This window comes from Nocardia sp. BSTN01, from assembly GCF_015354405.1.
Taxonomy (GTDB): domain Bacteria; phylum Actinomycetota; class Actinomycetes; order Mycobacteriales; family Mycobacteriaceae; genus Nocardia.
In genome coordinates, this window is sequence record NZ_JADKYP010000004.1 from 1 (window position 1) to 12,086 (window position 12,086).

Annotated in this window: 15 protein-coding genes and 1 pseudogene; 10 read left to right on the forward strand and 6 right to left on the reverse strand. The window is 68.7% G+C overall.

The features are described from left to right. From IRT45_RS05090 to purH, 5 genes and pseudogenes are all read left to right on the forward strand, one after another. Nucleotides 1–357, forward strand: a pseudogene (locus tag IRT45_RS05090) (succinate--CoA ligase subunit alpha); the annotation flags it as partial. Between the two features lie 416 nt (nt 358–773). After that, nucleotides 774–1,886 carry a DUF5336 domain-containing protein gene (locus IRT45_RS05095; RefSeq protein WP_194804720.1) on the forward strand — a complete coding sequence of 371 codons (1,113 nt, stop codon included), beginning with the start codon at nt 774–776 and terminating at the stop codon, nt 1,884–1,886. 154 nt (nt 1,887–2,040) lie between these two features. After that, complete coding sequence (locus tag IRT45_RS05100) at nt 2,041–3,732, forward strand: DUF6350 family protein (protein WP_194804721.1); 1,692 nt, start codon at nt 2,041–2,043, stop codon at nt 3,730–3,732. Between the two features lie 65 nt (nt 3,733–3,797). Further along, nucleotides 3,798–4,442, forward strand: a complete 645-nt coding sequence (purN, locus tag IRT45_RS05105) for a phosphoribosylglycinamide formyltransferase (protein ID WP_194804926.1) — start codon at nt 3,798–3,800, stop codon at nt 4,440–4,442. Beyond that, on the forward strand, nt 4,435–6,054 hold the full coding sequence (gene purH / locus IRT45_RS05110) for a bifunctional phosphoribosylaminoimidazolecarboxamide formyltransferase/IMP cyclohydrolase (protein WP_194804722.1): 1,620 nt from the start codon (nt 4,435–4,437) through the stop codon (nt 6,052–6,054). Before purN ends, purH begins: the two co-directional genes overlap by 8 nt. Nucleotides 6,055–6,139: 85 nt before the next feature. On the opposite strand, the gene IRT45_RS05115 is transcribed toward purH, so the two are convergent. Further along, nucleotides 6,140–6,601, reverse strand: coding sequence for a hypothetical protein (locus IRT45_RS05115; protein ID WP_194804723.1), 462 nt, complete (start codon nt 6,599–6,601; stop codon nt 6,140–6,142). A gap of 188 nt (nt 6,602–6,789) precedes the next feature. Here IRT45_RS05115 and IRT45_RS05120 point away from each other — a divergent pair, with 188 nt between their 5' ends. Further along, complete coding sequence (locus IRT45_RS05120) at nt 6,790–7,347, forward strand: LysM peptidoglycan-binding domain-containing protein (protein WP_194804724.1); 558 nt, start codon at nt 6,790–6,792, stop codon at nt 7,345–7,347. A gap of 58 nt (nt 7,348–7,405) precedes the next feature. Here the strand turns inward: IRT45_RS05120 and rpsR are convergent, their stop codons facing one another. The 4 genes from rpsR to rpmB all read right to left on the reverse strand — a co-directional run bounded on the left by rpsR (nt 7,406) and on the right by rpmB (nt 8,466). Continuing rightward, a complete protein-coding gene (gene rpsR, locus IRT45_RS05125; protein WP_040722001.1) occupies nt 7,406–7,660 on the reverse strand; it encodes a 30S ribosomal protein S18 in 255 nt (84 codons plus the stop codon). Between the two features lie 97 nt (nt 7,661–7,757). Further along, nucleotides 7,758–8,063: a 30S ribosomal protein S14 gene (gene rpsN, locus IRT45_RS05130; protein WP_036505472.1), complete on the reverse strand. Its 306-nt coding sequence runs from the start codon at nt 8,061–8,063 to the stop codon at nt 7,758–7,760. Then, nucleotides 8,063–8,230: a 50S ribosomal protein L33 gene (gene rpmG, locus IRT45_RS05135; RefSeq protein ID WP_036505471.1), complete on the reverse strand. Its 168-nt coding sequence runs from the start codon at nt 8,228–8,230 to the stop codon at nt 8,063–8,065. Before rpmG ends, rpsN begins: the two co-directional genes overlap by 1 nt. Then, entirely contained in the window at nt 8,230–8,466 is a 237-nt protein-coding gene (gene rpmB / locus IRT45_RS05140) for a 50S ribosomal protein L28 (protein WP_194804725.1), read from the reverse strand. Before rpmB ends, rpmG begins: the two co-directional genes overlap by 1 nt. A gap of 94 nt (nt 8,467–8,560) precedes the next feature. Here rpmB and mrf point away from each other — a divergent pair, with 94 nt between their 5' ends. From mrf to rpmF, 3 genes are read left to right on the forward strand one after another with little or no spacing between them, the layout of a single operon-like run. Beyond that, the gene (gene mrf / locus IRT45_RS05145; RefSeq protein WP_375540059.1) at nt 8,561–9,865 is read left to right on the forward strand and encodes a ribosome hibernation factor-recruiting GTPase MRF; all 1,305 of its coding nucleotides are present in this window, start codon (nt 8,561–8,563) and stop codon (nt 9,863–9,865) included. A gap of 4 nt (nt 9,866–9,869) precedes the next feature. Further along, nucleotides 9,870–10,148: a type B 50S ribosomal protein L31 gene (locus IRT45_RS05150; protein WP_194804726.1), complete on the forward strand. Its 279-nt coding sequence runs from the start codon at nt 9,870–9,872 to the stop codon at nt 10,146–10,148. Between the two features lies 1 nt (nt 10,149). Next, the gene (rpmF, locus tag IRT45_RS05155; RefSeq protein WP_063006645.1) at nt 10,150–10,323 is read left to right on the forward strand and encodes a 50S ribosomal protein L32; all 174 of its coding nucleotides are present in this window, start codon (nt 10,150–10,152) and stop codon (nt 10,321–10,323) included. A gap of 262 nt (nt 10,324–10,585) precedes the next feature. Here rpmF and IRT45_RS05160 read toward each other — a convergent pair whose 3' ends face one another. Beyond that, entirely contained in the window at nt 10,586–11,029 is a 444-nt protein-coding gene (locus IRT45_RS05160; RefSeq protein WP_194804727.1) for a hypothetical protein, read from the reverse strand. A gap of 374 nt (nt 11,030–11,403) precedes the next feature. On the opposite strand from IRT45_RS05160, the gene IRT45_RS05165 reads away from it, so the two are divergent. After that, nucleotides 11,404–12,054: a hypothetical protein gene (locus IRT45_RS05165; protein WP_194804729.1), complete on the forward strand. Its 651-nt coding sequence runs from the start codon at nt 11,404–11,406 to the stop codon at nt 12,052–12,054. Nucleotides 12,055–12,086: the final 32 nt, after the last annotated feature.

The following is a 12,086-nucleotide window of genomic DNA, read 5'->3' on the forward strand; positions in this document are numbered from 1 at the left end:
ATCGGTGGCGACCCGGTCATCGGCACCACCCACATCGACGCCATCGAGGCGTTCGAGAAGGACCCGGAGACCAAGCTCATCGTCATGATCGGCGAGATCGGCGGCGACGCCGAGGAGCGGGCGGCGGCCTACATCAAGGCCAACGTCACCAAGCCGGTCGTCGGCTACGTCGCGGGCTTCACCGCTCCCGAGGGCAAGACCATGGGCCACGCCGGCGCCATCGTCTCCGGCTCCTCGGGCACCGCCGCCGCGAAGAAGGAGGCCCTCGAGGCCGCGGGCGTGAAGGTCGGCAAGACCCCGTCCGAGACCGCCGCCCTGGCGCGCGAGATCCTGGAGAAGGCTTCGATCACCGCGTGATGGTTCGCTGCCGTGCGGCAGCGGGACACAGCGCGAAGGCCGCCTTGTCGTAACGGCAAGGCGGCCTTCGTTTTTCACTCGGCAGGTGAACGACGTGCTGCTGGGCAGGAGCAGCTCGCTGCTGTGGGCAGGGTCGGCAGCGATTGTCACGGGCAGGAGACAACCGTCGTTCAGGGTGCCGGGAACAGGTGGCACAGGCCCAGCGCCCGCACCACCGTGCAGAACATTTCCGAAACGTCCATCCGCTACCTCCGATCGTCTTCGGTGACAACACGATCGATCCGGGTATGCGGTTCATAGTGAATTCTCGAGCTTGCCGCCAGTGGCGTCGTGGCCGTGACCGGTGCGCTCGAGTGCAGTAGCGTCAAGGGCATTCAGCCTGAAAGCCGATGAAGGACTCGATAGGAGACGACCACATGTCCTACCCGACCGGGGGATCCGGGTACAACGCGCCCAATCAGACGCCCTCGCCCACACCCTCGTCCGCGCCCAGCTTCGGCCAGCAGCCGACAGGTAGTACCGGCGGCGGTTCGGGGCTTTCGGCGTTGAGCGCCAAGGGGCTGACGTTCTACCTGACCGTTGGAATCGCCGCGCTGGGCGTGATCAACTTCTTCCTGGGCTTCCTCGATTTCTCGACCTTCGACGAGGGCGCGATGAACAGCTCCAAGGAGCCCGACAAGGGCATGAGCCTGTTCCAGGAAGGCGGCACGGCGCCGCTGCTGCTCCTGCTGTTCGCGGGTCTGGTGGCCGGTATCGCCCTGCTGCCCAAGCAGGAGGCCAAGAACGCTGTGGTCGCGGCGGCTTCGGCGGCCGGCTTCCTCGGTGTCCTGTTCCAGGCGTTCGTGACGCCGACGCTGTACAAGACCGCGGGAACCGCCTGGGTCCTGGTCTTCCTGGCGCTGGTGCAGCTCGCCGCGGCCGTGGTCGCGCTGCTGTTCGAGAGCGGGATCCTCTCCGCGCCCGAGGCGAAGCCCGCGGCGGCCGCCGCCCCGGGTGCCGGCGGTGCGAGCGCCTACGGCCAGCAGTCCTACGGCCAGAGCCAGCCGGGTCAGCAGCAGTCCTACGGTCAGGCCCAGGCCGGTCAGCAGGGCGCCTACGGCCAGTACGGCCAGCAGTACGGCCAGGCGCAGGGGCAGGCCCAGCAGCAGGGTCAGCAGCAGGCCGCCTACGGCCAGTACGGTCAGCAGTACGGCCAGGGCCAGTACGGTCAGCAGCCGTCCGCGTACGGACAGCAGCCCTACGGCCAGCAGGGTCAGCAGGCGCAGCAGGGTTACGGCGCGCAGGGTGCGCAGTCGCCCTACGGTCAGCGCCCCCAGACCGGTGGTGACGAGGCCGCGACCCAGCACTTCGGCGCCGCGGGCCAGCAGCCCGGCCAGTCCGGTCAGCAGTACGGTTCGCTGAACTTCGGTCAGCAGGGCCAGCAGGGGCAGCCCGGCCAGCCCGGCGCGCAGCCGTTCGGTGGCGAGCAGACCGGCAACCCGGCCGCCGATGCCACCAAGGCCTTCCGTCCCGAGGACGACCAGAAGTAGATCCGCTCGACGCGACGATCGGCGAGTCAGGCGCTTTTCACGGCGCGCCTGACTCGCCGATCCGTTTCCAGCTGAGACCCTGTCATGTCGGTGGTCGTGTCGTGCTTCGGCGAGTCAACCGGACGAGTCAACCAGGATCCCGCGAGGTAGTTCTATGAAGTCCGCACTGGTCCGATGGGCCGACCTTCGCGAACAGCGGGCCGGCACGAGACCGGCGCAGGCTCGCCCGAACGCGGATGCGCCCCGGCGGCGGAGCGGTCACGGCGACCCGGACGCCGGCGGACCCGAGGATCCGGTATTCCTCTCGCTGAGTCCCGAGCGGGCCAAGGTGCTGCTCGTCATCGCGGCTCGGGCGTCGAGTTTCACCGTGGTCGCCATCGTGGCGATCGTGCTGATCACGCTGACGGCCGCGGGCAGCGGTATGACCGGCGCGTCCGGCGCGATCGCGGCCGGCTGGCTGGCCGTGCATCAGGTGCCGGTCGTGGTCGGCAGGACTTCGCTCGGGCTGCTGCCGCTGCTGCCGACCGCGGGCGTGTTGTGGCTGACCCTGCGCGACTGTGCGCATGCCGTCTCGCCGCGCTCCTCGCGGGCCGATCTGGGCTGGATCGTCGGCGCCGCGCTCGCCGGCCCGCTGCTGGTCACCGCCGTCTGCCTGGCGGTGGCCGAGGACGCCGCGACGGCGGTGCCGCTGCAGTCGCCCGATACGCTCACCGCCTTCTGCTGTGTGGGGGGTCTGCACCTGCTCGCGGCGGTCACCGGCATCGCCACCCGGCCCAATGCGCTGCGCGACCGGATCGCCTCCTCGCTGCCGGACTGGGTTTTCGCCGGGGCGCGGGCGGCGGCGCGGGCGCTGTGGCGGCTGCTGCTCGGCGGGGCGATTCTCACGCTGGTGTCGTTCGTGCTGCACTGGTCGGTGATCGGTGACACCTACGCGGGCGCGGGCAATATCGCGGGCTTCGTCGGACTGACCGTGCTGTCGCTGGCTTATCTGCCGAATGTCGTCATCGCGGCGACCAGCGTGCTGATCGGCGCGGACGTGCACATCGGCGCCGGGGCGCTGAGCGTCTTCTCGGTTGCCGGTGCGCCGGTGCCCGCGCTGCCGGTGCTCGCGGCGGTGCCGAGCGGACCCGCGGCGGGCTGGTGGCCGGTGTTGCTGCTGGTGCCGGCGGCCGTCGGCGTGCGTGGTGGCCTGGACTGCGCGCGTGAGTCCGCCGACGAGGTGCGCAGCCCGTGGGCGACGGTGTTCTCGGCGGCGCTCGCCGCTCTCGCGCTGTTGCTGCTGGGCCTGCTCGCCGGCGGCACGGTCGGATCGTTCGGGGAGATCGGACCGGGCGTGCTGGTCGCCGCGGGGCTCACCTTCGCCTGGCTGACCGTTGCCGGATATCTCGGATTGCTGTGTGGGCGAAGGTTTCTCGGAATCCCGCCCGCTGTGGTCGAGGTGGATCTCGGCGGGCGGCGCGGCCGGTACCTTCCCACCGACTACTCGCACGACGAGTACGACGAGGACGCGGATCACGGCTACGACCCCGACCCCGCCACCGCTCGCGACGACTACTACGACGACCGCGCCGAACCCGGCTACATCGACCAGCTGTACGACGACCCGCGCTACGTCGAATACGAATTCGAGGACGATGTCGCCGTCGAGGACGACTATCCACGACCGGCCTACCGCCGCACCGTCTCCACCGAGGTCGTGGAGGTCGACGGCGAACTGCTCGACGACGACCTCGCGCCCGCGCACGCCGATCCGGACGCCGAATTCGTCGCCGGAAACTCCGACATCGTCGACGCCGAAGTGGTAGAGGGTGACCTGCCGGAGAGCCCCGGCAGGGGCGGTCGTTAGGCTCTAACCCGGCGGACCTCGGGTTCGCCGCCCTCCGGCAGCCCCGACGCACAGGGAGTAGAGCGCTGACCACCCCGCCCGCCCAGCTGGTCCCTCCGACCGCGCCTGCGACCCTCGTCGTACTCGCCTCGGGCACGGGATCGCTGCTGCAATCACTGATCGCGGCCACCGAGCGGCCGGGCTTTCCGGCGCGGATCGCGGCCGTGGGCGTGGACCGGACCTGCGCGGCGACCGAGCACGCGGTGCGGGCCGGCATCCCCGACTTCCGGGTGGCCCCCGCCGACCATCCCGATCGGTCCGCCTGGGATATCGCGCTCACCGACGCGGTCGCGGCCTACGCACCCGATCTGGTGGTGTCGGCCGGATTCATGCGCCTGTTCGGCCCGAAGTTCCTGGAGCGATTCGAGGGCCGGATCATCAACACCCATCCCGCGCTGCTGCCGGCGTTCCCGGGCGCGCACGGGGTGCGCGACGCGCTGGCCTACGGGGTGCGGGTGACCGGTTCCACCGTGCATCTGGTCGACGCGGGTGTCGACACCGGACCGATCCTCGCTCAGGAGCCGGTCGCGGTGCTGCCCGGTGACGACGAGGCGAGCTTGCACGAGCGCATCAAAGTTGTGGAGCGTCGGCTGCTGGCGGACACCGTCGCCGCCGTCGCCACGCGAGGCATTGTCTGCGACGGACGAAAGGCAGTAATCCCAGATGAGTGAGGCCCCGGTGAGTGAGCGCAGCGAACGACCCGAAGACACGGGTGCACGCAGGGCGATCCGCAGGGCGTTGGTGAGCGTCTATGACAAAACCGGGCTCATCGAGCTGGCCACCGGACTGAACGACGCCGGTGTCGAGCTGGTGTCGACCGGTTCGACCGCCGCCCGCATCGCCGACGCCGGAATTCCGGTGACGAAGGTCGAAGACCTGACCGGTTTCCCGGAAACCCTCGACGGCCGGGTGAAGACGCTGCACCCTCGCGTGCACGCCGGCATCCTCGCCGACACCCGCAAGCAGGAGCACCTCGATCAGCTGGTGGAGCTGGGCGTCGAGGCATTCCAGCTGGTGGTGGTGAACCTGTATCCGTTCACGCAGACCGTCGCCAGTGGCGCCACCCCCGACGAGTGCGTCGAGCAGATCGATATCGGCGGCCCGTCGATGGTGCGCGCCGCGGCGAAGAACCATCCCTCGGTCGCGGTCGTGGTCGACACCGGTGACTACGACGACGTGCTGGCCGCGGTGCGCGGCGGCGGTTTCACTCTCGCCGAGCGAACCACGCTGGCCGCCAAGGCTTTCCAGCACACCGCGAGCTACGACGTCGCGGTCGCGAGCTGGATGACCAACGTGCTGACCGCCGAGGACGCCGCGGATTCGGCTGCGGGCGCGCAGTTCCCGTCGTGGATGGGCGGCGTGTGGACTCGCGACGCGGTGCTGCGCTACGGCGAGAATCCGCATCAGGCCGCCGCGCTGTATCGCAACGACTCCGGCCCGGCCGGGCTGGCGCAGGCGAAGCAGGTGCACGGCAAGGAGATGTCGTACAACAACTACACCGATGCCGATGCCGCCTGGCGGGCCGCGTGGGACCACGCCGAACCCGCGGTGGCCATCGTGAAGCACGCCAATCCGTGCGGCATCGCGGTCGGCGCCGATATCGCCGAGGCGCACCGCAAGGCGCACGCCTGTGATCCGGTGAGCGCGTTCGGCGGCGTGATCGCGGCCAACCGCGAGGTCACCGTCGAGATGGCCGAACAGGTGGCCGAGATCTTCACCGAGGTCATCGTGGCCCCCGCCTATGCCGACGGCGCGGTGGAGGTGTTGCAGCGCAAGAAGAACGTGCGCATCCTGATCGCCGACGAACCGCGGCGCGGTGGCGTCGAACTGCGGCCGATCAGCGGCGGCGCGCTGCTGCAGCAGACCGATATCGTCGATGCCGACGGTGACGACCCCGCCAATTGGACGCTCGCCACCGGCGAGCCGGCCGATGCCGAAACCCTCGCCGATCTCGAATTCGCCTGGCGCGCATGCCGCGCCGTGAAATCGAATGCGATTCTGCTGGCCCACGACGGCGCCTCGGTCGGTGTCGGCATGGGGCAGGTCAACCGCGTCGACGCCGTACATCTGGCGGTGCTGCGCGCCGGTGACCGCGCCAAGGGTTCGGTGGCGGCTTCCGACGCCTACTTCCCGTTCCCCGACGGTCCGCAGCAGCTGATCGCCGCGGGCGTGAAAGCCATTGTGCAGCCGGGTGGTTCGGTGCGCGACCAGCTGACCATCGACGCCTGCCGGGAGGCCGGGGTCACGATGTATCTCACCGGGGCGCGCCACTTCGCGCACTGATCGGTCCTCACGAACGTCGCCGCCCGCTGGTGCTCCAGCGGGCGGCGATGTCGTTCTATGGTCCGGTCGCGGGCGGACCGGCGAATCAGTTCGCGCTCAACACCTTCCGATCACCGAGCGGCTTCTTCAACGGGATCTCCAGGGTGCCGAAGACGGCGATCATGGTGCACATCCGGCCGGCCGCCTCGGGCAGCGTGCCGGCCTTCAGGGCGACGGTGACGGTGGTGTCGGTTTCGGTGGTGGTCGCGTCCACGCCGTAGCACTCCGGCGAGCCGATCTGGAAGTTCACCGCGATCCGGTCGGGCGCCACCCGGCTCCAGCTGTCGAACGGCAGCGGGTGCGGAGTGGTGATCGTCGAGTTGGCGGTGAACATCCGGCCGGGTTGCGGCGGGTTCTGCTCGGTGGGCGTGCTGACCGCCGCCGTGGTCGTATTCCCTTGTGCCCCACCGTCGTCGGAGTTCCCGCATGCGGTGACCAGCAGGGCCGGTAGTGCGAGTAGCGCGAGTGCCGCCGTGGTGATGCGGCGGCGTCCGGGGATGGAGTCCATGGGGGTCACCCTATCTGCGGGGGCGAGGCGGCTGTGATGCACGTCCCAGTGAACATTCTGCGAACGTCGGCGCGTAACGGCTGCGAAATCCGCGGCGGGGCAAGTATGGTTCGCAAACGATGAGCGAATGCGGCTCTGCGCCATCGAATCACCGATCGACACGACCTCTTCTCGAAAGGATCCACCGCGTGGGCGACACGTTGCAGGTAGGCGAGGAACTGGGCCTGGGTCAGGCCCTTCAGGGCGGCGCGTACACGCTGACTCTCCAAAACGACGGCAACTTGGTGCTTTCCGAGCCCGACGGCACCGTGGTGTGGGCGACCATGACGCACGAGCGTGGCGTCGAGCGTGCCGTTCTGCAGGAGGACGGCAACTTCGTGCTGTACTCCGGCAGCGGACCCGTGTGGGCCACCGAGACCAACGGACAGGCCGCCGATCATCTGATCGTGCAACCGGACCGCAACCTCGTTCTGTACGGCCGGGACGGCGCCTCGCTATGGGCGTCGGGCACCAATACCGACAACCCGATCGTGGTCGACGAGCCGGTCGCCGCACCCGCCGCCGAGCAGGTGCCTCCGCCGCCGGCGCCGGAACCCCGCACCTACACCGTGGAGTCCGGTGACACGCTGTGGGCCATCGCGGAACGGTTCTACGGCGACGGCAACCGCTATCTGGAGATCGCCGGTGCCAGCGGCATCGACAACCCGGATGTCATCAACGAGGGGCAGCTGCTGACCATTCCGTGACCGGAAACGACCGAACGCCCCCGGTGCCGCGGCACCGGGGGCGTTCGTTGTTCGTTCGCTACCTACTGGTGAACGGAAGCAGCGCCATCTCGCGCGCGTTCTTCACCGCGACCGCCACCTGCCGCTGCTGCTGCGGGGTGAGCCCGGTGACGCGGCGGCTGCGGATCTTGCCGCGGTCGGAGATGAACGTGCGCAGCAGGTTCACATCCTTGTAGTCGACGGTTTCGACGCCCGCCGCGATCAGTGGATTCTTCTTGGGCCGCCGGGCCTGCTCGGCGCGGATCCGCTTCGACGGTGCTCGCTTGACTGCCATGTGGGCCATCCTTTCTCGGCGTGAGCTCTGGTCCTACGCTGTCGCGCGGGCGCCCCGACCGCTCCTGCCGGTTCCTTCCGACGAGATCTGCGATGGTCTACCAACTCGATTTGTGTACACCGGGCAGCTCCCCCCGGTGGGCCAGCTCGCGCACACGTACCCGGGATAGTCCGAACTTGCGGAGATGACCGCGGGGGCGGCCATCGGTGGCGTCCCGATTGCGCAATCGTACCGGACTGGCGTCGCGCGGCAGTCGCTGCAGCGCGAGCTGTGCTGCCGCCCGGCGATCGTCGGCGGTGGCCGGATCGCGGATCAACTCTTTGAGCTCGGCCCGGCGTTCGGCATAGCGGGCCACGACGGCGCGGCGTTGCTCGTCGCGTGCGATCTTGGATTTCTTCGCCATCACCGCTCCTCGCGGAAGTCGACGTGCCGGCGCAGCAGCGGATCGTATTTGCGCAGCACCATGCGGTCGGGGTCGTTGCGGCGGTTCTTGCGGGTGACGTAGGTGTAGCCGGTACCGGCCGTCGACCGCAGTTTCACGATGGGCCGAATCTCGTTGCTGCGCGCCATCACACTCTCTCCCCACGCGCCCGGATACGAGCCACGACCGCTTCGATCCCGTCGCGGTCGATGGTCTTGATGCCCTTGGCCGAGACGCGCAGCGTGACGCGACGGCCCTCGCTGGGCAGGAAGTAGGTCTTGCGCTGGATGTTCGGGTCCCAGCGCCGGTTGGTTCGGACGTGGGAGTGCGAGACGGACTTACCGAAGCCCGGCTTGCGACCGGTGACCTGGCAGTGGGCCGACATGTGGCTCCTTTCTGAAAATCATTTTCGACAACGGTCGCCGCAGACTGTACCGTGGGCGTGGAGTAAATGAAAATCATTATCGAAAGGGGTTCCGGTGCTGTCACATCCCGACCGCCGCACGCCCGTCGTGCTGCTGGCGGGCTTCCCGGGGCCGGTCGCGGACGGTATGGATCACCTCGCGCGGCTGCTGGGCGCGGCGCCCGGCACCGTCGTCGTGCGACACGATCTGAGCTCACTGCCCGAAGGTGTGGTGCGCCGCCGGGTGCGCCTCGACGGCCGGGAGACGGCGAGCGTGCACGAACTCGCGCACGGTTGCGTCTCCTGCACGCTGCGCGCCGATCTGCTGCCGCTGCTGTGCCGGCTGGCGGCACGAGATTCGGTGCACCGCATCGTGATCGCGCTCGATCCGGCCTTCGAGGCGGAAGCGGTGTGTCATGCGATCGGCACCGTGCCCGTAGTGGACCTGGTGGGCCGCGTCGACGGGCCGGCCGCCCGCGACGTGCGCGTCGAGGCGGTGGTGACCGGGCTCGATGCCCGCAGCTGGCTGCCGGACGCGCTGAGCGACGAGACGATCGACGAACGGGCGGGCGGCCCCGGTGACGACGACCGGACGGTGGCGCAGCTCGCCGTCGGACAGGTCGAATTCGCCGACGCGCTCGTGGTTTTCGGTACGGACCAGGTCGGCGAGGATGAGCGCGACGTGCTGCGGTCGGTCGTGGATCGGCTGGTGCCCCGGGCTCCGTCGATCTGGGTCGGCGACGGGCGGGATATCGCCGCGGTGCGCATCGAGATGCTGCTCGACCGCATCCCCGCCGATTCCCGGCGTGGCCGCATCTTCGACGCGCACGCACCGTTGTTGCGCGGCCGGCCACCGCTGGCGGAGGAGAACGGTGTGGCGTTGATCGAATTCGCCACCGATCGCCCGTTCCATCCGACCCGCCTGCACGAAGCGATGGATGTGCTGTTCGACGGCGTGGTCACCGCGCGCGGACGGATCTGGCTGGCGACCCAGCCCGAGCGTGTGGTGTGGCTGGAATCCGCCGGCGGCGGAGTGCGGGTCGGCGACGCCGGAACCTGGCTGGCGGCCATGACTCCCGCGGAACGCGAATCGGTCGATCCCGATCGGCGGGCGCTGGCGGCGCTGCGCTGGGACGAGGATTTCGGTGACCGCGACATCTCGATGGTGATCCTCACCTGCGGTGCGGATCCGGACGACATCCGCACCGCGCTGCACTGGGCGCTGCTCGACGAGGCCGAGATGATCCTGCTGCGCAACACGCCGGATCTGGTCGCGCACTGGGCCGATCCGTTCGGTGAGTTCCACGAGGACCCCTGCGAGACAACGGAATCCGACAACGCAAACGGCCGCGGCGTCGAATCCCGGCCGAACGAAAGGTAGGGCGATGAAATCAGGGATCCATCCGGAGTACCACCCGGTGGTCTTCGAGGATGTGAGCACGGGCAAGCGCTTTCTCACCCGATCGACGGCGACGAGCACCCGCACCGTCGAATGGTCCGACGGCAACAGCTATCCGCTGATCACCGTCGACGTCACCGCGGACTCTCATCCGTTCTGGACCGGGGCGCATCGTGTCCTCGACACCCAGGGCCGGGTGGAGAAATTCGAACGCAAATACGGCAGGCGCACACCGCGTCCCGGTGCTGTGCGAGGGGAGAACTGACATGGCGGTGCCGAAGCGACGACTGTCGCGCGCCAACACCCACAGCCGGCGTTCGAACTGGAAGGCGACTCCCCCCGACCTGGTGCCGGTCAGTGTCGGGGGCGTCGTCCACAAGATCCCGCGCCGATTGGTCACCGCCGTCCGGCGTGGCCTGATCGACCCGACTCGGCTGTAGGACACGGGTTTCGGTCGCCGAAATTATGTGGCGTTTGCCTGAATCGAGCGACCAATTGGTTATCGAATAAATCGGAGTCAGCAGGGGTATCGGTGTTGCCGCGCTTGCGAGGCGGTAGCTGGACTGTGAATCGCCAACTGCTGGTTGGTTTTTGGTGGCGGAAAAAGTCCCGCGGAAACGCTGCTTTCCCGAGTCGGCCCCGGTACCCTCGTGGCTGAGGGCGGGTTCTCCTGGCAACAGGAGAACCCGCTCATCGCCACTTTCAGGCCCGATCGCTCATATCGTGCGACAGGCGCGGCGCTTCCAACGCTCGCTGTCCGGGCTGTGGCGCATCGTCCGGCTTCGGCCGCAATGCCTCCAGCAATGACTCCCAGCGCGCGATCTGCTCACCGATCACCGCCGCCGGGTTCTCCAGCAGGGCGGCCACCAGCGACAGCGGCCACGGCAGTTCGGCCGCCGGTGGCGCCTGGCGGGTCAGTTCCAGCACGGTCGTCTCCAGGTCGGCGATCTCGGTCCGCAGCTCGGCGATCTGCCGCAGGGCGGCGCCCAGCGCCTCGACGACCGTCCGTTCCGATATGGCGCCGCCGTCCGTGCCGTCGTCGTCGCCCAACTGGGGCCAGCCCGCCAAACCGGGACCGCGCAGCTGCACCTGTACATCGCGCAATATCGCTTCCTGCTCCGGAGTCACATCCGGTACCTCTCTCATCGCTCCCACCGCGGGCTGAAATGCCTGCTCCACACTGTAATTCGCGGCGCCCCTGCCGTGTGCGCCGAGATCGGGCGGGTGACGCCCGGCGCAGCGGTTACCCCGCGGCTGCCGGTCAGCCCTCGGGTGTCCCGTATCGGGGGGGCGGAGGCGGCGGTGCGCGGACGGCTGCACACTTGCCAACCCGTGCTCACAGACCGGAAAATGTCCGAATTTTCAGCTTCTTAACATTCCTGGCATCTTCTTGGCGGCTTATTAACGGCCTTTGTTACGTGTTCGTAATGGGTGCACGACAGCCTGTCTAAGGGTTTCGAGTTCGAGCTCAGGCGCCAGGGTATCGGCGCCGCAAACTGCTGAAGAAAGTGTATGAGGGAATGAAGCTCAGGAAGTTCGCCGCAACATCGGCTCTGGTCATCGCTGCTCTTGGGATCTCCACCGGCACCGCATTCGCAGCTCCGGCTCCGGCCGCCAACCCCGATATTCATTACACGGCAAACGTTGTCGACAAATCCGTCGTGGTGAAGACCGACGCGGGATCGCTGACGACCGAAGGCAACGAGTTCCAGGTCCGCGACAACCAGGGCCAGGTAGTAGCCGGATTTCCGCTGAGCTATCAGCACGACGGTCTGGAGTATCCGATCGCCGCGCAGATCGACGGTAACCAGGCCACCCTGGTTCCGAGCACCGACCGCGCCGCCGCCCACCCGGCGCCGATGCTGCACGATGTGGCCAGCCGTTCGGATCTGGACGCGGCCAACCAGAGCGCGATCAACGAGCTCGGTATCGCCACCAGCATCGGCACCCTCGTCGGCACCGCGATCGGCCTGGCCGGCGGTTGTGCGCTCGGTGCCGTCCTCGGCACCCCGTTCCTGGTCGTTCCGGGCTGGATCGGCGGCTGCCTGACCGGTGCCGCCCTGGGCGCCCCGCTGGGTGCCGCGGCCGGTCTGGTCGGCGTCGGCGGCATCTCCGGCGTGCTCGTCGCGATCGAGTACTTCAACCGGATCAACGCGCCCGCCGAATCGTAATCAGGAGTAGCGCAACGCGATCGGGGCGGGCC